The following is a 23,640-nucleotide window of genomic DNA, read 5'->3' on the forward strand; positions in this document are numbered from 1 at the left end:
TCCGATTACTTCGCCGAGAGGCGGTCACGCACCACGGCGAAGCCCTCGGCCCAGGCCAGGAGGTCACGCAGCAGGCCGGCGAACGGGGCGGTGGAGGTCTGCTGCGGGGTGAACTCACCGTCGGTGGCGTCGGTGAAGATGGAGAAGGAGGCGGTGTCGCGTACGGTGGCCGCCTTGAAGTTCGCGAAGACGGAGCGCCACGCCTCGACGGCGCGCACACCCTTGTCGGCCCCGTAGGAGACGAAGGCGACGGGCTTGTGGGCGAACTCGGAGCCCACGAAGTCGATGGCGTTCTTCAGCGGACCGGGCACGCAGTGGTTGTACTCGGGGGTGACCACGATGTAACCGTCGAAGGGCTCCAGGGCCGCGCCCCAGGCCTTGGTGTGCTCGTTGGCGTACTTGTGCGCGCCGCCGGGGATCTCCTCGTCGAGCACGGGGAGGTTGTAGTCGGCGAAGTTGACCACGGTGCTGTCAACGTCCGCGGCGTCGAGCTGCTCCTTGACCCAGGCGACGACCTGGGGATTGAAGGCGCCGGGGCGGCTGGAACCTGCGATGATGCCGATGCTGGTCATGATTGTGCTCCTTGAGGTTCTTACGGGGTTGTTCTACCTGAACGACGATACCATAGTTGACACGTCAACTACTTCTGCGCGTGCTGACGCCCTGCGCGCGAACACACCCACCGGTACAGGGCCACGACGATGCCCACGAACAGCAGCACACCGACCCAGTTCGAGGCACCCTCCCAGCCCTCCGGCATGATCGCCAGGGCATTGGAGTCGCCGGAGGCGGCGATGATGCCGGCGTTGAGCACGCCAAAGAGGCTCTCGCCCACGATCAGGCCCGTGGCACCCAGCACACCCAGGCGCTTGGCCGACTCGGCGTTGGAGCGTCCGTCCGCCCAGCGGTTGTAGAACCAGCCGATGAACGCACCGATCGGGATGATCAGAGTGAGGCTGACCGGCAGGTACATGCCCATGCCGACGGCCAGCGGCGGCAGGCTGAAACGCTTGCCGGAGGTGCGGGTGAGCGCCTCGTCGACGATGATCACGCCGATGCCGATCAACGCACCCAGGCCGATCAGACCCCAGTCCAGCGAGTCACCGAAGATGCCCTCGGCGACCGAGGACAGCAGGCCGGCCTGCGGGGCGGCCAGGGCGTCCGGACCCGCACCCGGGGTGCCGGCAAAACCGAAGGCCGTGGCCATCAGGCCCATCACCGGCGGGATGATCAGGGAGCCGAAGACCACACCGATGATCAGGGCGGTCTGCTGCTTCCACGGCGTGGCACCAACGAGCTGACCGGTCTTGAGGTCCTGGAGGTTGTCGTTCGAGATCGTGGCGACACCGAAGACCACCGTGGCCGTGAACAGCGTATAGGCCACCAGTGCGGTGGGATTGCCGCCGTCGTCGTTGCCGGTGACCAGCTTGATCAGCAGCGCCGCGAGCAGCACCACGATCACGCCGACCCCGGAGATCGGGCTGTTGGACGAACCGATCAGACCGGCCATATAACCGCACACCGCGGCGATGACCAGGCCCAGGACCAGCACGAACAGGATGCTCAGGGTGATCAGCGGGCCGGTGTGGTGGCTCACGCCGGTACCGCTGAGGAAGGACCACAGCAGCCAGCCGATCGGCAGCATCAGCGCCAGGACGGTGACCACGAGGACCTTCACCGGGATGTCACGCTCCGCCAGGGCCACCTGCTCACCCTGCTTTCGGGCACGCGAGGCCGCCAAGGAGGCGGCGATACCGCGGATGACCGGGCCGATGATCTTCACCAGGGTCCAGACCGCGGCGATGGCCATCGCACCGGCACCGACGAACCGCACATCGCTGGCGAAGGTATCGGAGACGACCTCGGAGATGTCGCCGACCACGGGGAGCTCCCCGCTGGTGAACACCGGCAGCAGCACGCCGAAGGAGATCACCAGGCCGACGATCATCGCGATACCCACCGTGGGGCCCACGAGGTGGCCCACGCCGATCAGCGCCAGCGACAGGCTGCCGCCGGCCATCGTGCCGCCCGCACCGATGCGGAAGGTGCCGGCGACCTCGGACGCACCGACCTTCAGCGCGGAGAGCAGGGACATGCCGGCCGATGCGAGCGCGCCGACGACGATGGCCCGCAGGCCGTCGCGGTTGTCGGCATTGTCGTCGCTGTCGTCGCCCTCGGCTTCGCCCTGAGCGTCATCACCGTGGCCGTGGGGGTCGTCCTCCCCCACCTTGAGCACCTCGGCCGCCGCCACACCCTCAGGGAAGGGCAGGTCAGAACCGGTGACCAGCGCGCGTCGCAGCGGGATGGAGTACATCACGCCCAGCACACCGCCGATGAGGCAGACCAGCATCGTCGTCCAGTAGGGGAAGCCGGTCCACCAGCCGATCATGATCAGGCCGGGAAGCACGAAGATGATCGCCGAGAGCGTGCCGGCGGCAGAGGCGATGGTCTGCACGATGTTGTTCTCGGTGATGCTGTGGTTCTGCATTCGCCGCAGCACCGCCATGGAGATCACCGCGGCCGGGATGGAGGTGGCGAAGGTCAGCCCGACCTTCAGGCCCAGGTAGACGTTCGCGGCGGTGAACACCAGGGTGATCAGACCACCGAGGATGACCGCGCGGACGGTCAGCTCCCGAATCGGGGAACGTGCACTTTTCTGGGTCTTACCCTGGGTTGTGGTCGCGGCGTTATTGTCGTCGGCCATGTCGTTGGCTCGCTTTCACGGACGCCACGGCAGCGTCGCTTCGTCGGCCGCGAACGTCATCGGTTCAGTTGTGGGACCCGTGAAACTCTAGTCCCCCGTAGCGCAGATAGAACAGCGGGCTATACATTCTTTCGCGGCACTACTGGCCCACCGAGTCCCGGAATTCCTGCTCGATGGTCTCCAGTGTCTTGTCCTTGGTCTCAGGCACCACCCGGTACACCCACACCAGGGCGATGAGCTGCAGGCCGACGAAGATGAACACCGTCGGGCCGAAACCGATGGCATCCATGAGGTAGGGGAAGAACAGGGCCACGCAGAAGTTCACCGACCACTGCACACCCGCGGCCAGGCCCATCGCCTCGCCGCGCACGCGCATCGGGAAGATCTCCGACATGAACAGCCAGGTCATCGCACCCACGGCGCACTGCATGATGCCCACGAAGGCGACGATCGCAGCGAGGATGACCCACTTCTTCGCCTCCACGTCGTCCGGCACCAGCATCGAGACCAGCGCCATGAGCGTCAGCGTGATCACCGTGCCGGTGAGTCCGCTCATCAGCATGCGCCGCCGGCGTACGCGCGTGTTCAGGAACATCGACAGCAGCATGCCGACCACCCCGGCGACACCGATCAGCAGGTTCACGGTGAAGGCGGTGTTTCCCTCGAACCCGGACTGGGTGAGGATCGTCACGCCGTAGTACTGGATCACGTTGATGCCGGAGATCTGGTTGATCACCGCCATGCCGAAGCCGATGAGCATCACGCGCCTGATCCACGGTTCGGCGAAGAGGTCGCGGAACCGCCGGGAGGACGCCCCGGCGTCGTGGTCGGCGAGCGAGCGCACGCCCTCGACGTCGCCGGCGACCGGGTGGGTGATCTCGTCACTGTCCGGCTGCGGGGAGTTGTCGCTGTAGCGCGAGGTCTCGTAGTCCGGGGAGCCGTAGACCTTCTCCCGGATGGTGCGCAGGGCGTTGAGCATATCCTCGATACGTCCGTGGCCGGCGAGCCAGCGCGGGGACTCCGGGACGATGGTCATGCCGACCCACAGGGCGATGGCCGGGATGAGGCACACCGCCAGCATCCAGCGCCACGTGCCGCCCTCATCGGCACCACCGGCACGGGCGATCAACGCATTGAAGCTGAAGGCGAGGAACTGGCCGAAGACCACCATGAACTCGTTCTGGTTCACCACCCTGCCGCGCAGGTGGGTCGGCGCGAGTTCGGCGAGGTAGATCGGGATGATGCCGGAGGCGGAGCCCACGGCCACGCCCAGTACGATGCGGCACAGCATCAGCACCACCCAGGTCGGCGCGAGCACCGAACCCAGGGAGCCGAGGATGAAGATCACCGCAACCACGGCGATGGTGCGGTGGCGTCCGACGCGGTCGGCGACGCGCCCGCCGAAGATCGCACCAAAGATCGCACCGAATTGCAGGGCGGAGGTGACGATCCCCTCGAAGCGTTCCTCCAGACCGAGGTCGGCGGTCATCGACGGCAGCGCGCCGTTGATCACGCCGGTGTCGTAGCCGAAGAGAAGGCCGCCGAGGGTCAGGACGGTGACCGCCGCCCAGAAGCGACGGTTCGGCGGTCCCGCCTTCGGTGGCTGAGGTCCGGCCCGCAGCGCCTTGCGCTCGGCGTTGCGGGCCTGTCTGGCGTCGCGTCGGGACGCGCGTCCGGTGCTGTCGTTCACGATGGTGTACTCCTCGACCGCAGGGGGCAAAAATATTCAGGAACTAATACGTAACCTGCCACCTCCGGCGAGTATTCCACCAACCTCCTCAGTCGGCGATGGCCTCCAGCGGCCGCACCCGCGACGCCTTCACCGCCGGCCATGCCGCGGCCACCACTCCGACAACGCCCGAGGCCACGACCATGCCCACGACCTGGCCCCACGGCACCGCGGTCTCGCTGAGCCCCTCGGCGGCGAGCACCTGGAGGAACGCCCAGCCCAGGCCCAGCCCGACGACCACGCCGAGCAGTGCACCGTAGAGCGAGATCTGCACGGCCTCGAGGGTGATCATGCGCCGCACCTGGCCGCGCAGGGTGCCGACGGCGCGCAGCATGCCGATCTCCTGGCGCCGCTCGATGACGTTGAGCGCGAGGGTGTTGATGATGCCGAGCACCGCCACCACCACCGCGAGCGCCAGCAGCGCGTAGAGCACGTTGAGCATCTGGTCGACGAGCACGGCCTGCTGCCCGGCGTACTCCTCCGGCGTCATCACCTGGACCACGATCTGGTCGGCGGTGGCGTCCTCAAGCCGGTCGCGCAGGGTGTCGGTGCTGACCGAGCCATCGCCGTCGACGAAGACGGCGTAGAGGTTCGGCGAGGCCCCTGCCCCGAGCTGGGAGGCCAATGGTTCCAGCGCCGACCAGGACACCAGGTGCGCTCCGAAGAGCTCATTGGGTTCATAGGTGCCCTGCAGCGTGACCTCGCCGACCTCGCGTTCGGGGCCGTCGGGCATGCGCACGGTCAGCGGCAGGACGTCACCGACGTCCCAGCCCTCGGACGCGGCGACGTCCTCGTCGGCGACGACGCCCGGGGCGTCCAACGTCACGTCGCCGGCGGTGCCGACGAGCCCGCCGGAGACCGTGGGGTCACCGTCGATGACGCCGGTGCCGCCGCTGTAGCCGCCGACGGTGACCGGCAGGAATCCGAACCCGGCGGCGTCCGCCACGCCGTCGACGTCCCGGACCGCGTCGAGCGCGGACTGCGGGACGGGGAAGGCGCCGTTGGACGGCCCGGCGAGCACATAGTCCGAGGTCACCGAGTCGCCGATGAAGCCGCTGATCGAGGCCTTCATCGACGCGCCGAGCATGCCGATGCAGGCGACCAGCGCCACGCCCAGGGTGAGGGCGAACGCGGTCGTCGCCGTGCGGCGCGGGTTGCGTCCTGAATTCGTCGCCGCCAGGCGCCCGACCTGGCCGAACGGTGCGCCGACGACCGCACCGATGCCGCGCACCACCGGAACCGACAGCGCCGGGGACACCAGGAACGTACCCAGGATCACCGCCAACGCGCCGACGCCGACGAGCGAGGCGCGCGGACCGGTGGACGCCCCGTCCAGTAGGACGCCGACCACCGCGGCGATCACGCCGACGGCCAGCACGACGGCACCGGCAATCGTGCGACCGCGCAGCGGCGAGCTGGACGACTGGTCGCCGGAGCGCATCGCCTCGACCGGACGCACCGCGCCCGCGCGTCGGGCCGGGGCCCAGGCGGAGACCACCGTGACCAGCACGCCCAGGACCAGCGGCAGCAGCACCGAACCCACCGTGACCTGCACGCCGGCGTTCGGCAGGCCGGCACCAGTGGCGCCGATGACGGCGTAGATCGCCTGGGTCAGCCCCACCCCGGCGAGTACGCCGAGCAAGGAGCCGACGATGCCGACCACGACCGCCTCGAAGACCACCGAGACGGTCAGCTGGCCGGAGGCCACGCCGAGGGAGCGCAGCAGCGCGAACTCGCGCATGCGCTGCGCGACGATCATCGAGAAGGTGTTGGCGATGATGAACGTGCCCACCACCAGGGCGATCAGGCCGAAGGCGATGAGGAAGTAGTTGACGAAACTGAGCGCCTGGTCGATCTCGGCGGCCTGGTCCGCGGCGACCTGCTCGCCGGTCTTCACCTCGACGTCGCCGAGCTCCGGGTGCTCGGCGGCGAGGTACGTGCCGACCTCGTCCGCCAGGGCGTCCGCACCGGTGCCGGACGCCGCGGCGAGCGAGAAGCCGCCGGTCGTCGCACCGTCGGTGAAGGTGTCGACGAACGCCGGCTCGTCCATCATCAGGCCGAGGAATCCACCGCCGTCGATGTCGATGTCGTAGATGCCCGACACGGTCACCGGGTGCGAGCCGGCGGTGTCGACCACGGTGAGTTCCTCACCGACGCTGAGCCCGTGTTCCTCGGCGGCAGTGCTGTTGACGACGACCTCGCCGGGGCCCTGCGGTGCCGCGCCGTCGACGATGGTGGTGTCCGGGCCGACCGCGGCGTCCGGCGCGTACCAGGGCATGGCGAAGGCGGGCGCGCCGCCGGTCTGCAGGGTCTCCTGCGTGCCGTCCGCCCCGGCGGTGGCGACGACCACGGTGACCTCGTCGCTGACGGTGACCCGGTCGACGCCCGGGACGTCCTCAAGCCCATCGGCGAGATCCAACGGCAGCGCCGTCGACGACGGCGGGGCGGACACGACCACGTCGATGCCACGGGTCGTGGATTCGGTGAGGGTGTCGAAAGTCTTCTGCAGCGAGGAGGTGAACATCAACGAGCCGGCGATGAACGCGGTGCCCAGCACCACGGCCAGCACCGTGAGCACGAGGCGGACCTTGTGGGCGGCGAGGTTGCGCAGCGAGACCCGGCGCATGGTGGTGGCGGAGGACGATCGAGAGGACATGGCCCTTACAACCCCTCGATACCGGTCATGGTGCCCAGGATCTGCTCCACGTCCGGGTCGCGCAGCTCGTGCACGATGCGCCCGTCGGCGAGGAAGACGACTCGGTCGGCGTAGGCGGCGGCCTTGGCGTCGTGGGTGACGATGACCACGGTCTGGCCATCCCGGTCCACCGCGGTACGCAGGATGTCGAGGACCTCCGCCGAGGAGTTGGAGTCCAGGTTGCCGGTCGGCTCGTCACCGACGATGATCTCCGGACGCGCCACCAGTGCGCGGGCGCAGGCGACGCGCTGCTGCTGGCCGCCGGAGAGCTCGGAGGGGCGGTGCCCCAGCCGGTCGGTCAGGCCCAGCCGCGAGGTGATCTCGGCGAACCACTCCTTGTCCACCTTGTCCCCGGCGATGTCGATCGGCAGGGTGATGTTCTCCGCGGCGGTGAGGGTGGGGACCAGGTTGAAGGACTGGAAGATGAACCCCAGCCGGTCGCGGCGCAACCTGGTCAGGGCCTTGTCGCCGAGACCGGAGATGTCCGTGTCACCGAGGAAGGCGGAGCCGGAGGTGGGGCTGTCCAGGCCGGCCATGCAGTGCATCAGCGTGGACTTGCCGGAGCCGGACGGCCCCATGATCGCGGTGAACTCGCCTGCGGTGAAGTCCACGCTGACGTCGTCGAGGGCGGTGACGCGGGTGTCGCCCGCCCCGTAGGTCTTGGTCAGGCCCTCTGCGCGGGCTGCCGAGTGTGCGGTTGCGGTTGCCACTGGGTCTTGTCCTCTCTCACGGTGGGGAGAACGGTTCTCCCTGTCATTACCCTTTAGAGCGTAGGGCCTGGGACCCGCCGGCACCTCCGGGAAGACCCTGAGATGTGCCCCCAGTTACCGCCCGACCTTCCGGGCGACACCCCACCCGGCGGCGCGCAGCAGGAGCAGGTACGGGATCCGGGTGAACCGCTTGGAGTACCACGAGAGGGTCGCCACCGCGTCCGGGGTCACCACGGTCCGGCGGGCCTCGACACCCTTCACCGCCCGGCGCGCGACGATCTCGGAGGTCAGCCAGGTCCGGCCGAGGAGGACGCGGGCCACGGCGTCCATCGCGTCATCGTCCCCGACGAGCGAATCGGCGAGACCTGACCTGAAGAACTGCGGGCAGATCACCGTGGTGCTGATCCCCCGGTGCCTCAGTTCGGCGTCCAGTGTCTCCCCGAGCGCCACCACTGCGGCCTTCGTGGCGTTGTACGTCGACATCGCCGGGGCGTGGACGAGCCCGGCCGCGGACGCCGTGAGCACGATGCGTCCGCCGGTCGCGAGTTTGGGGACGACGGCCCGGAGTCCGCGCACCGAGCCGAGGAGGTTGATGTCCAGGGCCTTCTGCCAGGTGTCCACCGTGGTCTCGGTGATCCGTCCGCCGACGGCGATGCCGGCGTTGCTGACGAGGATGTCCAACGAGTCCAGGTCAGCGGCCGCGGCCTGCCAGTCCTCGTCGCTGGTCACGTCGAGCCGGCGGTACGTCCAGTCCCCCGCCAGCGACCGGACCTCGGACGGAACGTCCTCGTGGAGGTCGGTGAGGATCACCCGGTCGCCCTTGCCCAGGAACTGCCGGGAGATCTCCAGACCCAGGCCCGAGGCCGCCCCGGTCACCAGCACGGTGCGCGGGCCGGCGTCCTTCTTCCTGGTCATCATCAGTTCCCCGTCCTGTCGCGCACGCCCGTGTCGGCGTCACCGTGGGTCGCCCACACGCCGAACAGGAAGCGCTGGTAGTGCTCGGCGAACTCCTGCGGGTACTCCAGCTGGGGCATGTGCCCGCAGTCGTCGAAGACCACGGCGTCCTGCACGTCGATCTGCTCGAGCCCCGCCCGGAAGTCGCGGTACGGCAGGATCGCGTCCTTGCTGCCCCAGGTCAGCATGACCGGGATGCGCCCTGCCGTGGCGTCGCTGAACCGTGCGAGCAGGTCGCGACGCCACCGCTCCGCGACACCCAGCGGGGATCCCAGGTGCCGGACGAAGGAGTGGAACGTCGCGGAGCGGTGCGGGTGGCGGGCGATCCGGCGCTGCACCTCCAGACGGTGGCGGGTCACGGCACCAGGACGGCGCAGGACGACGTGCTCGACCGGCTGGTAGACCGCCCGCAGGCGGGTGGTCGCGGCGTTGAACCGTCCCAGCCCGGGAATGGCGATCAACCGGATCAGCGGTGTGGTGCTGTCACCGAAGCCCACCGGGTCCGCCAGGGAGACGCTCGACACCTGGTCGGGACGTTGCGCGGTCATCTCCATCGACAGCGCCCCGCCCAGGGAGTTCCCGACCAGGTTGACCCGGGTCTCCCCGAGCTCGTCAAGGTCGTCGAGGTCGTCGAGGACCTTCCAGAGCAGTTCGGCGGTGTCGGCGAGGGTGACGCGTGCGGCAGGGTCGCTGAACCCGAAGCCGGGGACGTCGAGGGCGATGTAGCGGCTGTTCTCCCCGACGAGGACGGCCTGGTCGTCCCAGTCCTCCAGGGAGCGTCCGATGCCGTGGATCATGACGATCACGTCCCGGCCGTCCTGCCGCGCGCCCGGCCCGCCTCGGCGCAACCGCACCGTCCGGCCGCCCACGGTGACCGTCTCCGTGGGCGGGAGCGCCCGGAGGTCGGTCGCCACGAACGGGCCGTCGGCCTCGACGGTCTGGATCGCCGGACCGGGTCGGGCCCGTCCCACGCGCGACAGGCAGCGGTCGCCGAAGGCCATGTCCCGACGCTGGTCACCGAAGGCGAGGCCGGGCAGTTCGGTGAGGTAGTTCTGCGTGTACCGCCACGGTGAGGCGTCCCCCTGGGTGGGGAACCTGTGCACGCCGCGCCGGACGTAGCCCGCGTCGAAGTCGAGCAGCGGGCGGTCGCTGCGCCCCGGCGGCAGTTCCGGACTGTAGTACTCCTCCCCGGTCTTCCACAGCTTCACCATGTAGCGCGACACCATGTCGGAACGCAGCGTCCAGGAGGCGTTCACGTAGCCGACGGTGAAGCTGAAGTTCGGCAGGCCGGCCAGCATGATCCCCCGGTAGAAGACCTGTTCGTCGAGCGCCAGTTCCCGCCCGTCGACGCTCAGCGTGCCACCGCCGAAGGCCTCTAACTCCAGGCCGGTGGCGGTGACGATGACGTCGGCGGCCAGCTCCCTGCCCGAGTCCAGGCGGACACCGTCGGCGGTGACATGGTCGATGGTGTCGGTGACGACGTGGGCATTGCGCTTCAGCGCGGAGAAGATGTCGCCATTGGGCGCCTTGCAGACCCGCTGGTCCCACGGGTTGTACCGGGGGGTGAAGTGCTCGTCGATCTGGTCCCCGGACAGGTACGGACGTTGCATCAGCCGCAGCGCGTTCCGGAACAGCCACGGGGCCCGCTGGGCGAGCACGTACTGTGCCATGTCACGGACGGCGTGGTTGAGTCGCGCGACCCGGTGGGCGGGTCCGGCGGGCAGCAGCCTGTTCCAGATGCCGCTGATGACGTCGACGTCCGGCAGCGGTGCGACGTAGCTGGGGCTGCGCTGCAGCATGGTGACGTCCGCCCCGGCGCGCTCCAGGGCCGGGACCAGCGTGATCGCGGTGGCGCCGGAGCCGATGACCACGATCCTCGACCCTTCGACGTTGAGGTCCTCCGGCCACTCCTGCGGGTGGATGATCTGCCCGGTGAAGTCCTCCTCACCGGGGAAGTCGGGCCGGAACCCCTTGTCGTGGGAGTAGTAGCCGGAGGCGTAGTGGACCCGGCGCGCGTAGATCGTGCGCTCCCCTTCCGTTCCCTCTGTGCCCCCGGCAGTGACGGCGGTGACGGCGGTGACGGCGTAGAGGTTCAGGTCGGTCCGCCAGTCCGCGTCCCTGATCCAGGATCCGGTGTGCAGCCGTTCCAGGGCGCCGCAGTCGCGGGCGACGTCGCGGATGTACTCCTTGATGTCCGCGCCCTGCCCCAGCGTTCCCTTGTGCGGCCAGGGGCGGAAGGGGAACCCGAAGGTGGCCATGTCGGAGTCGGAGCGGATGCCCGGGTAGGTGAAGGTATGCCAGGTTCCGCCGATGTCGGCGTGGGTGTCGTGGATCTCCCACGACCAGTGAGGGAAGTTCTGGGCCACGTGGTGGGCGAGGTCGATACCGGAGAGGCCCGCCCCCACGATCAGCAGATCGAGGGGGTGGTCGACGGTGCCAGATTCTGTAGTCATGGATACACCGTAGTGAAGTCTCCGAAACGATACCTGTTATCCGTTGAACTCGACCGGGTGCGGCCCGGTGCGCATGCCCCGGTCCAGGGCGTCGATGCGGGCGAGGTCGGACGCCGTGAGGTGGACGTCGGTGGCCGCGAGGTTCTCCGCGATACGTGCCGGGGTGACGGACTTGGGGATCACGACGCGCCCCTGTTGCAGGTGCCACGCCAGGACGACCTGCGCGGCGGTGGCGCCGTGGCCGGCGGCGATGTCGGTGATGACGGGGTCGGCGAGCGCCGCACCCTGCCCGAGCGGACTCCACGCCTCGGTGACGATGCCGTGGGCCGCGTCGGCGGCGACGGTGTCGCGGTTCTGCAGCGCAGGGTGCAGTTCGACCTGGTTGACCGAGGGCACCGTCCCGGCAGGGTCGCCCAATCCAACGAGTCGCCGCAGGTGCTCGGGCAGGAAGTTCGAGACCCCGACCGAGCGGGTGAGCCCGGCGTCGCGCACCTCCTGCATGCCCTCCCAGGCCGCCAGGTAGTTGTCGGTGGCGGGTGCGGGCCAGTGGATGAGGAACAGGTCGACCTGGTCCAGGCCGAGTCGTTCGAGGCTGGCCTCCAGTGCGGGACGCACGCCGTCGCGCGACAGGCCGTCGAGCCAGAGCTTCGTGGTGACGAAGAGTTCCTCGCGGGGAATGCCGGACGCTGCGACGGCGCGTCCGACGCCGGCTTCGTTGCCGTAGACCGCGGCGGTGTCGATGCTGCGGTAGCCGGTCTCCAGGGCGGTGGCGACGGCGCGGTGCGCGCCGTCGTCGGGCACCTGGAAGACGCCGAAGCCGAGCTGAGGCATGGCGGTGCCGTCGTTGAGGGTGACGGTGGGGATCATGGCGGGGATCATGGTGTTCTCCTTGAGATGGATTAGACGTGTGCGGGGTCGGCAGGAACAGTGGCGTCGGTGGCGGCGGCAGCGCCCGGCGTCCGGGCGAACTCGCCGCCACGGGCGCGGGACGCCGCGACGAACAGGGCCAGGCCCGAGAGCCATGCGCCGACGGCGTTGCCGACGTTGAAGGCGGCGATGTTCGCCCCGGACGCCAACGTCGGGGCGTCCGACGCGTGGTTCATGATGCGCATCTGCAGGCCGGGCACGGTGGCGAACCCGACCCCGCCCATCAGCACCAACGCGACGACGGTGGCGATCTGGCTGGTGGCGGTGAGCGCGAAGCCCACGAGGATCACCGTGAGCACGCCGAGCAGGACGGCGAGGGTCGCGCCGAGATTACGGTCGGCGGCGCGTCCTCCCGCGAGGTTGCCGACGAACAGGCCGACCCCGAAGAGGACGAGCAGCCACGGCACCGTCGCCGAGGAGAATCCGGAGACCTCGGTGAGGGTGAAGGCGATGTAGGTGAAGGCGCCGAACATGCCGCCGTAGCCGAGCACCGTGACCGCCATCGACAGCCAGACCTGGCCGGAACGGAAGATCGCGAACTCCTCGCGCACGGAACCGCCTCCGGACGCAGGGGACGCAGCACCCGCTGCGGACGGTGCAGGCGACGCCGGCACCAGCGCGGCGATCGCGGCGAAGGCGACGAGGCCGACGGCGGTGATGGCCCAGAACGTGGCGCGCCAGCCGAAGGCCTGGCCGATGAAGGTGCCCAGCGGCACACCGGCGACGTTGGCGACGGTGAGGCCGGCGAACATCATCGAGATCGCGCCGGCACGCCGGGCCGGGGTGACCAGGTCGGCGGCGACGACGGCACCGATGCCGAAGAAGGCGCCGTGGCACAACGCGGCGACGATGCGTCCTGCCAGCATGAGGCCGTAGGTCGGGGCGAGGGCGGACATCATGTTGCCCACGATGAACAGGACGAGCAGGCCGAGCAGGGCGGTGCGCCGTTCCATGCGACGCAGCGCCACGGTGAGGATGATGCCGCCGACGGCGACAGAGAGTGCGTAGCCGGAGATCAGGTAGCCGGCGGTGGTGTCGGTGACGCCGAAGTCGGCGGCGACCTCGGGCAGCAGGCCCATGATCACGAATTCGGTGAGGCCGATGCCGAATCCTCCGAGGGCCAGCGCGTAGAGGGCTGCGGGCATGGCGGGATCCTTTCATGTTGTTGCGTCTGCAGTAGTTGTGTGTGCATTAGTTGCACGCGCAATGTTCTAGATAGTTGCACACGCGGTATATGCGCGCAAGTCGGCTATAGTGGGGTCCATGAGCATCTCCGACGACGCCGTCGAGGTCCGCACCCGCGGCTGGCGCACCCTCGCGGCCCTGCACAGCGCGATCGACACCTCCCTGGAACGCGCGCTGAAGGACGGCCACGACCTGTCCGTCGTCGAGTTCGCCGTCATGGACTCCCTCGACCGGCAGGACGGCTGGCACATGCGCATGGCCCAACTCGCCCGCGCCGCCGCCCTCTCCCCCAGCGCCACGACACGCCTGGTCAGCCGCCTGGAGAGCCGCGGCCTGCTGCGCCGCATCCTCTGCGACGACGACCGCCGCGGCATCTACACCGAACTCACCGACGCCGGACGCGACCTGCTCAATGCCGCCCGCCCCACCCACGACCGCACGCTGGAGGACGCGCTGGACGCCGCCTCCGACGTCCCGGAGCTCGCCCCGCTCGCCGACGCGCTGCACGCCGGCAACTTCCGGTAGCGCGGCGCGTCCGGCGCGAGCGCATGCGTCCGGGACCTCCGGCGCGTCCGGCGACCCCGCGTCGCGTACAGGATCCGCTCGCTTCTTGGCGCCGGACGACCGAATCCGGCACGCGACGCGGGGTTGCTGTGCCCCTGATGGGCGTCACCGTCCGCGATACAGTCAGAGCCAAATGACTGTAGAAACCTGGCGCATCACCCACCCCTCACTGGGACGCATCGAGGTATCCACCGGCCCGGAGACTCAGCTTCCCGCCCTGGACCCGCACTTCCCGCAGGGCAAGAGCGCCTCGGACTCTCCCCGGCTTCTCGTGCGGGTCGATGGCGTGGTCATCGCGCGTCGAAAGTCCCTGAACAACACCAAGGTCGATCTCTCGGAGAAGACCGTCGCCGACCCGGACAAGCGCCCGGCGCCCGGCGAGTACGGGCACCAGGAGACCGTCCTCAAACCTCTGCTGGAGATCGAGTCGAACTGGGCGGACTCCTGGGTGCGCACCGTCACCCTCCGCTCCCGCGACACCGTGGTCCAGCTCGACGCCCCGGCCGGGTCGCGCGCGGCGAAACGACAGGACGCCATGGACCGCTCCCGGGTGAAACGCTGGGCGTACCCGCTGCTCGCCGGGGTGGGTAAGGGCGGCTGGGCGCTCGGCGTCATCGTGCTCGGGCCCCTGGTGGTGGGGCTGCTACGCCGGCTCTGGCGGTGGGTGTCGCAGTTCCTACCGAACTGGGACATCACCCTCCCGTCGATCCCCTGGCCGGACATCACCCTGCCGTCGATCCCCTGGCCGGATATCACCCTGCCGAGCCTGCCGAGCTGGGACGCACCGTGGTGGATCGGGATCCTCGCGGAGTACTCCAAGGTGTGGGTGCCCGTCCTGATCGGCATCGGTATCGGGGTCGTGGCGATCCGCAACCACCGCCGCTCCGAACGCACGAAGCGGGAGTGGGGCGTCCGACAGGACGTGCGGACGGACGCCGTCCGGCAGGACGTCGCGGCGGCGCTGCACGCCCCGGCGTCCCGCGCCGCGCAGGCGTTTCGCGCGAGGGTCACTGAGCTGGAGCGCCGTACCGGCCCACCATCGGCGTAGCGTGGCGTCATGTCGAACACCACCGCAGAACTCGCCCGGAAGGCCACCCGCCTCCTCGACCTCCACCACGACGACGCCCCCGTCGTCCTGCCCACCGTCTGGGACGCCTGGAGCGCCCGCCTTGCCGAGGACGCCGGCTTCGCCGGACTGACCGTCGGCTCCCACCCCGTGGCCGACTCCCTCGGCTACGACGATGGGGAAAACACCCCCGTCGACCTCTACTTCCAGGCCGTCGCGCGCGTCACCGGCGCCGTCGACGTCCCGGTGTCCGTCGACGTGGAGTCCGGCCTCGGCCTGCAGCCCGCCGAACTCGTCCGCAACGTGCTGGACGCCGGCGCCGTCGGCGTGAACATCGAGGACACCGTCCACACCGAGGACCGCTACCGCAGCCCCGAGGAGCACGCCGCGTACATCGCCGCGGTGCGCGCCGCCGCCGACGCGCAGGACGTCCACCTCGTCATCAACGGCCGCACCGACGCCTTCACGAAGGACGGTGAGGACGCCGCACTCCTCGACGACGCGCTCACCCGCCTGCGCCTGATGCAGGACGCCGGCGCGGACTCGCTCTACCCGGTGAAGATCCCGTCGCAGGACGTCCTCACGCAGATCCTCGACCAGGTCAGCGTGCCGCTCAACGTCACCGCCCACCCGCGGGACGGAGCGATCCCCGGGGCGATGAGCCTCGAGGACGCCGCGCGGGCCGGCGTGGGACGCATCTCCTTCGGGCCGCTGCTGCAGGCCGCACTCGCCGACACCGCCGGCGAGCTCCTCAACGCCTGGCGCGGCTAACTACGCGGCGTTCGCGCGCGCCGTCACCAGCTCCTGCAGCACGTCGTCCCACCTGGACGCCTGCACGTTGAAGCGGCTTTCCAGCGCACCGGGATACATGATGGCCTGCATATCCCAGAGATAGCGGTTTGCTCGGAGTTCCCTCATCGTCGGTGACGCGAACCCCGCGAGGCGGATCACCCACCACGGGATCTTTCTCACCGGCCGCGGCGACACCCCGGACGCCACGGCGGCACTCCCCACCATTTCGCGTTGCGACAACGGCTCGGTGGATGGCGCGGTGAGCACGACGTCACCGTCCGGTGCGAGAGCCGAGGCGTGCTCGGCGGCGACCACCATCGCGGTCGTGAGATCGCGTATGGTCGTCGCAGACCGTCTGGCGTCCGAGTCGCCCAGAACCCAGGCGGTCCTGGCCGACATCGCCGGGCCGAGGACCAGCAGGTGGAAGACGGAGGACTTCGGTTCGGCCGTGGGGCCGACGAGATCCGCCGCCACGACCGAGAGAGTGCGCGCACGGTGTGCACGACGGGCAGTCAGCAGCTCAGCCCGTACCTCGCCGAGCGGTGATGCCGGCGAGAGCAGACCTTGATTCAATGGCTCCTGAAGTTCTTGTGCTGCGGCACCGAAGGCGTACACGGATTCCGGGAAGACGACGGGGACACCGGCGTCCGCGGCGACGTCCATCACCACCTGCTCCCGTGACGGTAGGTGCTCTCGCCAGGCCCGCGAGTCGTAGGACGTGTGGATGCAATGGAAGACCGCGGTCGCCGGACCGGCCTGCCGACCTGCTCCCCCGTCTCCTTCCACAGCTCGTCGCATCAGATCACGGTCGCCCGCATCTCCCCGGAGAAGGTCCGCTCCGTCGACCGCACCTGTCCCGCGTCGAACGACGGTGACACTGTGACCTGCCGAGACGAGGACCTTCGCCAGTTGTGTTCCGATCTGGCCCGCGCCCGTGATGACGTATCGCATATTCATCCCTCCATATTGTGAGCGGTGCTCTCTATATGCCTGTGAGGCTACGGCGCGCTCCCCGATTTTTCAAGAGCACCGCTCACTTTTGTTGTTGCTGGCGCGAGGTCGTGGAAAAATCATCACCATGACCCCACCCCGCCGCACCCACGCCCAGGCCAGGGCAGAGATGCGTGACGGCATCCTCCGGCTAGGCCGCGAACAACTATCGACACGGAGCGCCGGGGAACTCTCCGTGCGGGAGATCGCACGTGACCTCGGGGTCGCCTCCTCCGCCGTCTACCGTCACGTGAAGAGTCGGGAAGAACTGGTCACTCTGCTGGTCATCGACGCTTACACCGAACTCGCTACCGTTGTCGGCCGCCCGTCCGAGAACCCCGAGGCCAACATAGCGATCCACGATCTCGCACACCGCATACGTGGGTGGGCGGTGGCCAACCCCAGCCGGTGGGCGCTGATCTACGGGACCCCCGTCCCCGGCTACGCCGCCCCGCCCGACGAGACAACCGCCCCCGGCACACGGGTGATGGCGGAGCTGCTCTCCGTCCTCGCGCGCGGCACCATCCGGAACGACAGGCCAGCCCCGTCCTCAGAACTGGCCGGCCAGCTCATTACCGAGGCCGGGGACCTTGGAGCCTCTCACCTGGAACCTGCCCTTCTGGCGGCCGGGGTGGAGGCATGGACCAGCCTCATCGGGACGATCAGTGCCGAGATCTTCGGCCAGCTCGGCCCGGAAATCAGGGAGTTCGGGAAGGAATTCGTCGACCGGTGGGTGTCGGAGACGTGCCACGCGTTCTCGCTCAGCGGCCGGAACCTGCCCTGATGCCCGCGACAGCGGCCACGTCGTATGCAACAATGCACTGCATTCGCATATGACCACGGTCCGCGGCAGTCGCCTCACCGAACTGCCGTAGGCATCGATTACGCATGGAGTCCGGTGTGAAAAAAGTGAAACTCTCCCCCACGGTGGAACTCTCTTTCATCGTGATTGGCTTTATCTGCCTGATCGTCGGGCTTCCGTTTGCATCCAGCTCGCCACAGGCGTTTGTCATCGGCATCTGGGGCGTGCTGGTGGGGGCGGTTGCTTTTGTCACCACCGCCGCGACGCGCAGTCTGTCCAGCGCTGTGGTGATGGTGGTCCTGGCGGTGTCCGCGCTCGCCTTCATCGCCGGCTTCATCTATGTCGCCAACAACAGGGACGGCATACTGACCGCGTACATTCCGATCATCGCGGCCGGAATCCTCCTGTCGAGCGGTAGTCAGATGATCTCCCGGCGCCTTTCGAGGAGCCGGTAGGAACACAGTTCGACGACGCGCATCCGGCGAGCCACGGTCGCGTGCCGGATCCGGTCGTTTCTTGGCACGAAACGACCGGATCCTGTACGCCACGCGGGGTTCGCCGGACGGGGCGGACGAGGCGGCAACTACTACGCGGCGTCGGCGGCAGCGTCAGTGTCGCTGGAGTCCGACTGGCCCGGCGCTCCGCTCGGCGGCTCACCGCCCATGTCGCCCATGTCGCCCATGTCACCGCCGGGGCCGCCGCTCATGCCGCTGGCCTCCTGCTGCTCCACGCTGCCGGCGTAGTCGTTGGACGGGTCGCGGTAGATGGTGTGCACATGGCCCCAGCCGGAGGTGCTGACCCCGTCGACGTCGGCGCCGGCGGAACCCTGCTGGGCCTCCAGCGCGACGTAGACGTTCGGGCCGGAGATCGAGAACGAGATGCCGTCACCGGTGCTCATGTCGTAGGTCGTCTCACCGGACCAGGCGATCACCGTGTCGTCGAGGGTGGCCTCGATCTCGGCGCGGGTGGTGGCGTTGCTCTCGTCGTCGGCCATCTCGGACCAGTTTGCGATCAGGTCGAGCAGGAGTTCCTTCTGCTCATCGGTGAGGTCGGCACCGGTGAGCCCTTCGCCGGACTCGAAGTCGCAGGTGTCGCCGGGGGCGCACATGCTCACGTCGCCGGAGGTCAGCGTCTCCTGCTGCTCCTCGGTGAGGCTGTCGTAGAAGGCGAAGGCGTCGGTGTAGATGCCGTCGAAGGGCTGGACCTCGTTGCCGTCCTCGTCCTTGTACACGGCCGGCTGCACGCCGAGGTGTGTGGGGGCGAAGGTGATGGAGTCGGTCGAGCCGTCCAGCGTGGCGTTGATGCCCAGGTGGTGGCCGCCGAACTGGACCTCGAAGGCGCTGGTGTCGGAGGGGTCACCGAAGAAGGCGATGTAGTACTGGCCGAGGGAGTCTTCGGTGGAGTCGCTGTTCTCCAGCAGGTACTCGTCGCCGCCCATGATGCCGGAGACGGTCTCGTAGGCCTCGTCGCTGAGCAGGTTCTCCAGCACGGCCAGTGCGGCGGTCTGCTGTTCCTCGGTGAGGTCGGTGAGGTTGAGTCCGGCACGCTCGACGAAGGTGACCGGGAAGTTGGACCAGGAGGTGGTCTTGGTCTCGTCGTCGTAGTCGTAGAGCACGGTCTCGCGCTCCTCGTCGGACAGGGTGTCGAGGAAGGCCTCGGCGGCGGTGGCGGTGTCCGAGATGGTGCCGGAGGTGGAGTCGGCGTCGCTAGTGCTGCTCGCCGTGCTCACCGACGTGTTCGCGGTGGCAGAGGAAGTGCCCGAGGCGCTGGTGGAAGCGTCCTCGGTGGAGCACGCGCCGAGCACGAGGCCGGCGGACATAAGCGTCGCGGTGATCCAGGCAGTGTGGCGGCGCATCCTCGTGCGGCGCGTGGTGGGGGTGGTCATGGTGGTCCTCCTGTGGGGGCGGGTTCTCGGGCGGGGCGGGCTGCTGCCCGATGTCGTGTCCACCATGTTCGTCGATTCCGCACCCGCCCACATCCCCCTGTCGTGGACACTGCGCTACCACGCTCGTGGTATCACCCGGTACCGCCTGGCGCGGTGTCCTATAGTCGCACGAATGAGAATCATCGACGCGCGCGACTGGGCGCCGGAGGGCACCGTGACCACGTGGCTACCGTCCGACGCGATGAAGGAGACCGCGCAAAAAGCGCAGGACGACCCGACGCCGGCGTCGTTCCTGCAGTCCGACCACGTGCGCGGCGTGCTCGCGGCACGCGGGCAGGGCCGCACGCACCACGCCTACACCGGTTCGGTGGCCACGCTGCCCGGCGTGCCGGACGCTGCGCGCATGACGCGGGCGGTCAACGCTTTCGTCGCCGCGCACGAGGGGCTGCGTTCGGGGTTGTCCGTCGCCGGCGACGCACCGCAGGAACCGATCGAACGCAGGACGCTGCCCGCCGCGGCGGTCGATCTCGTCGCCACCGGCGTCCCCGGCGTCCCCGGCGTCCCCAATGTCCCCGGCGCGATCACCGAGCTGCTGGCGTCCACCGCGGTCTTCGACCACGTCCCGGCGCTGGTGGTGGCCACGGTGGCGCGGGAGGACGCGGCGTCCTTCGACCTGCTGTTCGCCCTGGACCACGCCTCCGGCGACGGGCTCTCGCAGATGACGGGCCTGCTGGAACTCATCGCGCGCTACAACGGGGCCACGCCCGACACCACCCCGAGCTTCCTGGATTATGTGCGCGACGAGTACGCCCGCGCGGCGAGCGTGCACGACGACTCCCCCGGCGTGCGCGCCTGGCGCGATATGTTCGCCGTCACCGACGGGCGGGTCCCCGGCTTCCCGCTGCCCACCGGCGTCGTCGACGGTGTACCGCAGCCGGCGGTCGGGTGGGCGTCCGACGGGGCCCTGGCCGACCGGGACACCACCGCCCGCCTGCGTGACCTCGCGCGGGCCCACCAGGTCAGCTTCAGCACCGTGGTCTATGCCGCGCTCGGGGTGGCGCACGCGCGGCTGACCGGGCAGGAGCACTACGCGACCGTGGTCGTCGCGGCCACGCGCGGGCGGATCTACGCCCTCTCGCAGGGCTGGTTCTGCAACTTCACGCCGCTGTTTTTCCCCGTGAGTACGGACGGCGTGACTGCCGTCCTGCCGGACGCCGCGGCCGCGCAGGCGCGCATGAAGGAGGCCCTCGACGAGCCGGTGCACGCCTCGCTGGGGCACCTGATCGGCACCGGGCAGGTCGATGCGTCGGTGATGGGCAGCCCGCAGATGGTGACCTACCTCGACCTCGGCTGGTTCGACGAGCCCGCCAACGCGGACGTGCGCCTGTTCACCGGCGTCGGACGCACCGCCAACGCCAATCTGTGGATCTCCCGCAACGACGCCGGGCTCGGACTCGCCTGCCAGGCGCCGGACAACCCCACCGCCCGGGAGTCCGTGCGCACCTACGTGGCCACCGTGCGCGAGGTCCTCGCCGAGGCGGCTGCCGTGGAGAGCGCACAGTAACGATGCACGTCACCTACCTCGACCACGTCGCCCTGACCGGCCCGTTCACCGAACTGCACGTCGACTGGCGCGGTGAGCCGGGCGGCACGGGCGCACCGCTCACCTTCAACCAGCGCAACCACCTGGCCGCCGCCGCGGCGTCCGGACGCTCCACGTGGATCGGCGGCACCCTGCCCGTGCCGTCCGGTGCAGCGTCCGGCGCTGTTGCGTCCGGCGTGGCAGAGGCCGTGCAGACGGTGATCGCCGGGGCGGACGCGCTGCGCAGCGTCGCCCGGGGGGACCGTCAGCACGCCTATGCGCCGGACGCCGTGAGCGTCACCGTGGGCCCCACCGCGCAGGACGTCCCGACGCCCGGCGCGCTCGAAGCGCGAATGGCCGGACGCTGCCGGCCCGGCGCGGTGCCCGGCCTGTTCTTCGCCCTGTGCGGCGGGGAGCTGGTGGTCGGTGTGGACCATTTCCACGCCGACATGCTCAGCGTGTGGCTCCTGCTGCGCCGCATCCACGGCGAACTCACCGGACGTCCCCTCGACCCCGGGGCGTCCTTCCTCGACACCTCCCCCGCCGAGACGCCCGACCCGGATGCGGCGCTGGACGTGTGGCGCGGATTCCTCGACACCACCGGCGGACGCGTCCCCGCCTTCCCCGTCGACCTCGGGGTGACGGGACCGGTGGAGCCCGTGCACGACGTCCGCCACCTGCTCGACGCCGCCGAGCTCACCGGGCAGCTCGACGCCCGGACCTTCGCCGTGGTTCTCACCGCCCTGGCCGGGGCGTTGGAACCGGTGACCGGTGCGTCCGAGTTCGCCACCGTGATCCCCGTGCACACCCGCGGCCGGCGCGCCGATCCGCGCCACAACGTGGTCGGATGGATGGTCGGCAACGCCCCGGTCATCGCTAGTGCCGGTGACGTAGACGCCACCTTAGGGTGGCTGCGCGACGCGGTGGCCGTGGCCGGCCTGCCCCTGGAGACGATGATGGAGCAGCTCGCCCCCACCCTGCCGGACGGTGTGGTGCCGATGGTCTCCTACATGGACTTCCGTGGCGGTGCCGGTGATGGTCCGCTTCTGCCGGAGGGAACACGCTACGTGTCCTCGTCGTCGCCGACGGACACGGTGCAACTGTGGTTCTCCCGCTCAGATGCGGGCCTGGACCTGCGCGCGAAGTACCCGGACACCCCGGCCGCCCGCGCCCTGATGGACCGGGTGCTCACCGACCTCGGGTACATGCTGCGCAAGCACTCCCGCTGAACCGGCAGAGATCACGCTCGGCACCGGCTACAGCCACCGCACCACGTCGCTGTCCCAGCGCAGCCCCCACCGGTCCAGCTCCTCGGCCACCAGGTCGAGCAGATGGTCGGCGTCGCGGACGTGGACCGGGTCCAGGGAGGTGAAGGACAACGACAGCGTCTCCCCGTTGCGCACCGCCCAGGCGCTGACCCCGCCCCGTCGCGCCGCGAGTTCCCGGGCAGAGTCCGCCCGGATCACGGAACGTAGGGCAACGTCACTGGTCGCAGTCGACCCGGCACCCAGGCCGAGGCGAGCGAAGGCGGCATCGGGCTCGCCGAGGTTCGATGCCAGGCACAGCGGGGTGGTGGACCCTGCCGCGGCCCGACGCACCACGGCGTCCGGCAGCACCTGCGCGAGTTGCGCCATCGCCGCCACCCGGTCCAGGCCGCCGTGCTCCGCCCGGTCACCGACCTGACGGTAGGCCACCTTCGCCGCCTCACGCAGCGGACGCAGGTCACGGTAGCGCCCCGGGTCCACGGTGGTGTGCACCGTCGCCCCGGTGGTGGCGTTGGCACGCAGGTCAACGCTTAAATCGCGCACCGACATCGGCACGGCGACGGGCACGGCGTCCCCCTCACCCACCCGCCCGGAGCCGGCGAGCACGCCGAGGGTCACGGCCTGGAACAGCGTATTGGACGTCCCGTCGAGCGCCACGGCGACCTCGTCGAAGCGTGCGGCGTCCACCCGCACCGCCACGGTGGGCACCACGGCGGGGCCGTCCCCCACCATGTCCACTGGAGCGTCGGACGCAGCGGGCGCAGCACCGCTGCCGCCGCTGCCGCCGCGCAGCAGGCCCACCGCGGCGCGTCCTGCGGCGCGGGTGAGGGAGAGGGCGTCGCGCAGTGTGTCGCCGGGGGTGCGGCGGGACCCGGCGGCGTGCTGTGTGCCGGTCACCGCCTCGGTGACGGCGCTGATCAGCGCGGCACCGTCGGCGACGACGTGGCTGCGCACCAGGGAGACGACCACGTCACCGTCGGTGGTGGGTCGGGCGCACAGTTCCCAGGCGGGGCCGTGCACGCTGTCGATGCCGGTGGTGAGCCGGTCGTCGAGCCACGCGGTGACGGCGTCGGAGGCCAGCGGGTCACGATCGATGAGCACGCGTCCGGCCTCGGGGGTGAACGTCCAACGGTCGCGCACCGGGCCGCGGGTGCGGGTGACCAGGCGGGAGAGGCGTCCGGCGCGCAGGTGACGTCCGACGTCGGCGACGTGGTCGAGCACTACACCAGTATTGCCAGCCGCGCCGATCCGCCAGATCACCTGAGGCAGCACGGGCATGCCCGTCACCTGCTCCATGACCACGAAGAGGTGGTCGTCGGCGGTCAGACGCTCCACCG

Annotated in this window: 19 protein-coding genes; 7 read left to right on the forward strand and 12 right to left on the reverse strand. The window is 69.7% G+C overall.

Annotated features, from left to right (window positions below):
- Nucleotides 1-5: 5 nt before the first annotated feature.
- The 9 genes from ACT3SZ_RS03265 to ACT3SZ_RS03305 all read right to left on the reverse strand — a co-directional run bounded on the left by ACT3SZ_RS03265 (nt 6) and on the right by ACT3SZ_RS03305 (nt 13,317).
- Nucleotides 6-572, reverse strand: coding sequence for an NADPH-dependent FMN reductase (locus ACT3SZ_RS03265; RefSeq protein ID WP_444616651.1), 567 nt, complete (start codon nt 570-572; stop codon nt 6-8).
- Between the two features lie 68 nt (nt 573-640).
- Nucleotides 641-2,704 carry an OPT family oligopeptide transporter gene (locus ACT3SZ_RS03270; RefSeq protein WP_444616652.1) on the reverse strand — a complete coding sequence of 688 codons (2,064 nt, stop codon included), beginning with the start codon at nt 2,702-2,704 and terminating at the stop codon, nt 641-643.
- 139 nt (nt 2,705-2,843) lie between these two features.
- Nucleotides 2,844-4,394, reverse strand: coding sequence for an MFS transporter (locus ACT3SZ_RS03275; protein WP_444616654.1), 1,551 nt, complete (start codon nt 4,392-4,394; stop codon nt 2,844-2,846).
- A gap of 88 nt (nt 4,395-4,482) precedes the next feature.
- Nucleotides 4,483-7,089: an ABC transporter permease gene (locus ACT3SZ_RS03280; protein ID WP_444616655.1), complete on the reverse strand. Its 2,607-nt coding sequence runs from the start codon at nt 7,087-7,089 to the stop codon at nt 4,483-4,485.
- A gap of 5 nt (nt 7,090-7,094) precedes the next feature.
- Entirely contained in the window at nt 7,095-7,838 is a 744-nt protein-coding gene (locus ACT3SZ_RS03285; protein ID WP_441578855.1) for an ABC transporter ATP-binding protein, read from the reverse strand.
- Between the two features lie 114 nt (nt 7,839-7,952).
- On the reverse strand, nt 7,953-8,756 hold the full coding sequence (locus ACT3SZ_RS03290) for an SDR family NAD(P)-dependent oxidoreductase (protein ID WP_444616657.1): 804 nt from the start codon (nt 8,754-8,756) through the stop codon (nt 7,953-7,955).
- A complete protein-coding gene (locus ACT3SZ_RS03295; RefSeq protein WP_444616659.1) occupies nt 8,756-11,245 on the reverse strand; it encodes an alpha/beta fold hydrolase in 2,490 nt (829 codons plus the stop codon). The genes ACT3SZ_RS03290 and ACT3SZ_RS03295 overlap by 1 nt, the downstream gene beginning before the upstream one ends.
- Before the next feature lie 36 nt (nt 11,246-11,281).
- A complete protein-coding gene (locus ACT3SZ_RS03300) occupies nt 11,282-12,124 on the reverse strand; it encodes an aldo/keto reductase (protein ID WP_444616661.1) in 843 nt (280 codons plus the stop codon).
- 20 nt (nt 12,125-12,144) lie between these two features.
- Nucleotides 12,145-13,317 carry an MFS transporter gene (locus ACT3SZ_RS03305; RefSeq protein WP_444616663.1) on the reverse strand — a complete coding sequence of 391 codons (1,173 nt, stop codon included), beginning with the start codon at nt 13,315-13,317 and terminating at the stop codon, nt 12,145-12,147.
- 118 nt (nt 13,318-13,435) lie between these two features.
- On the opposite strand from ACT3SZ_RS03305, the gene ACT3SZ_RS03310 reads away from it, so the two are divergent.
- The 3 genes from ACT3SZ_RS03310 (at nt 13,436) to ACT3SZ_RS03320 (ending at nt 15,758) form a co-directional block, all read left to right on the forward strand.
- Nucleotides 13,436-13,882 carry a MarR family winged helix-turn-helix transcriptional regulator gene (locus tag ACT3SZ_RS03310; protein ID WP_444616664.1) on the forward strand — a complete coding sequence of 149 codons (447 nt, stop codon included), beginning with the start codon at nt 13,436-13,438 and terminating at the stop codon, nt 13,880-13,882.
- A 172-nt stretch (nt 13,883-14,054) separates the two neighbouring features.
- Nucleotides 14,055-14,969 carry a hypothetical protein gene (locus ACT3SZ_RS03315; protein ID WP_444616665.1) on the forward strand — a complete coding sequence of 305 codons (915 nt, stop codon included), beginning with the start codon at nt 14,055-14,057 and terminating at the stop codon, nt 14,967-14,969.
- A gap of 9 nt (nt 14,970-14,978) precedes the next feature.
- Nucleotides 14,979-15,758, forward strand: coding sequence for an isocitrate lyase/PEP mutase family protein (locus ACT3SZ_RS03320; RefSeq protein WP_444616667.1), 780 nt, complete (start codon nt 14,979-14,981; stop codon nt 15,756-15,758).
- On the opposite strand, the gene ACT3SZ_RS03325 is transcribed toward ACT3SZ_RS03320, so the two are convergent.
- Nucleotides 15,759-16,736, reverse strand: a complete 978-nt coding sequence (locus ACT3SZ_RS03325; protein ID WP_444616669.1) for an NAD-dependent epimerase/dehydratase family protein — start codon at nt 16,734-16,736, stop codon at nt 15,759-15,761. It lies immediately after the preceding gene.
- Between the two features lie 121 nt (nt 16,737-16,857).
- Here ACT3SZ_RS03325 and ACT3SZ_RS03330 point away from each other — a divergent pair, with 121 nt between their 5' ends.
- Nucleotides 16,858-17,553, forward strand: coding sequence for a TetR/AcrR family transcriptional regulator (locus tag ACT3SZ_RS03330; RefSeq protein WP_444616670.1), 696 nt, complete (start codon nt 16,858-16,860; stop codon nt 17,551-17,553).
- A 116-nt stretch (nt 17,554-17,669) separates the two neighbouring features.
- Nucleotides 17,670-18,026, forward strand: a complete 357-nt coding sequence (locus ACT3SZ_RS03335) for a hypothetical protein (protein ID WP_444616672.1) — start codon at nt 17,670-17,672, stop codon at nt 18,024-18,026.
- A gap of 131 nt (nt 18,027-18,157) precedes the next feature.
- On the opposite strand, the gene ACT3SZ_RS03340 is transcribed toward ACT3SZ_RS03335, so the two are convergent.
- Nucleotides 18,158-19,456: a DUF3500 domain-containing protein gene (locus ACT3SZ_RS03340; RefSeq protein WP_444616673.1), complete on the reverse strand. Its 1,299-nt coding sequence runs from the start codon at nt 19,454-19,456 to the stop codon at nt 18,158-18,160.
- A 172-nt stretch (nt 19,457-19,628) separates the two neighbouring features.
- Between ACT3SZ_RS03340 and ACT3SZ_RS03345 the strand changes: the two genes are divergently transcribed.
- A complete protein-coding gene (locus ACT3SZ_RS03345) occupies nt 19,629-21,020 on the forward strand; it encodes a condensation domain-containing protein (protein ID WP_444616675.1) in 1,392 nt (463 codons plus the stop codon).
- Between the two features lie 2 nt (nt 21,021-21,022).
- On the forward strand, nt 21,023-22,267 hold the full coding sequence (locus tag ACT3SZ_RS03350; RefSeq protein ID WP_444616677.1) for a hypothetical protein: 1,245 nt from the start codon (nt 21,023-21,025) through the stop codon (nt 22,265-22,267).
- Between the two features lie 27 nt (nt 22,268-22,294).
- On the opposite strand, the gene ACT3SZ_RS03355 is transcribed toward ACT3SZ_RS03350, so the two are convergent.
- A complete protein-coding gene (locus tag ACT3SZ_RS03355) occupies nt 22,295-23,638 on the reverse strand; it encodes a hypothetical protein (RefSeq protein WP_444616678.1) in 1,344 nt (447 codons plus the stop codon).
- Nucleotides 23,639-23,640 lie beyond the last annotated feature (2 nt).

Source organism: Corynebacterium sp. AOP40-9SA-29, assembly GCF_052377405.1.
Lineage (GTDB): Bacteria > Actinomycetota > Actinomycetes > Mycobacteriales > Mycobacteriaceae > Corynebacterium.

Excerpts from the sequence above, each read along its gene's own strand:
- ACT3SZ_RS03265 (WP_444616651.1), bottom strand. The coding sequence starts at position 572 with ATGACCAGCATCGGCATCATCGCAGGTTCCAGCCGCCCCGGCGCCTTC.
- ACT3SZ_RS03270 (WP_444616652.1), bottom strand. The coding sequence starts at position 2,704 with ATGGCCGACGACAATAACGCCGCGACCACAACCCAGGGTAAGACCCAG.
- ACT3SZ_RS03280 (WP_444616655.1), bottom strand. The coding sequence starts at position 7,089 with ATGTCCTCTCGATCGTCCTCCGCCACCACCATGCGCCGGGTCTCGCTG.
- ACT3SZ_RS03290 (WP_444616657.1), bottom strand. The coding sequence starts at position 8,756 with ATGATGACCAGGAAGAAGGACGCCGGCCCGCGCACCGTGCTGGTGACC.
- ACT3SZ_RS03295 (WP_444616659.1), bottom strand. The coding sequence starts at position 11,245 with ATGACTACAGAATCTGGCACCGTCGACCACCCCCTCGATCTGCTGATC.
- ACT3SZ_RS03300 (WP_444616661.1), bottom strand. The coding sequence starts at position 12,124 with ATGATCCCCGCCATGATCCCCACCGTCACCCTCAACGACGGCACCGCC.
- ACT3SZ_RS03305 (WP_444616663.1), bottom strand. The coding sequence starts at position 13,317 with ATGCCCGCAGCCCTCTACGCGCTGGCCCTCGGAGGATTCGGCATCGGC.
- ACT3SZ_RS03310 (WP_444616664.1), top strand. The coding sequence starts at position 13,436 with ATGAGCATCTCCGACGACGCCGTCGAGGTCCGCACCCGCGGCTGGCGC.
- ACT3SZ_RS03315 (WP_444616665.1), top strand. The coding sequence starts at position 14,055 with ATGACTGTAGAAACCTGGCGCATCACCCACCCCTCACTGGGACGCATC.
- ACT3SZ_RS03320 (WP_444616667.1), top strand. The coding sequence starts at position 14,979 with ATGTCGAACACCACCGCAGAACTCGCCCGGAAGGCCACCCGCCTCCTC.
- ACT3SZ_RS03325 (WP_444616669.1), bottom strand. The coding sequence starts at position 16,736 with ATGAATATGCGATACGTCATCACGGGCGCGGGCCAGATCGGAACACAA.
- ACT3SZ_RS03330 (WP_444616670.1), top strand. The coding sequence starts at position 16,858 with ATGACCCCACCCCGCCGCACCCACGCCCAGGCCAGGGCAGAGATGCGT.
- ACT3SZ_RS03340 (WP_444616673.1), bottom strand. The coding sequence starts at position 19,456 with ATGACCACCCCCACCACGCGCCGCACGAGGATGCGCCGCCACACTGCC.
- ACT3SZ_RS03345 (WP_444616675.1), top strand. The coding sequence starts at position 19,629 with ATGAGAATCATCGACGCGCGCGACTGGGCGCCGGAGGGCACCGTGACC.
- ACT3SZ_RS03350 (WP_444616677.1), top strand. The coding sequence starts at position 21,023 with ATGCACGTCACCTACCTCGACCACGTCGCCCTGACCGGCCCGTTCACC.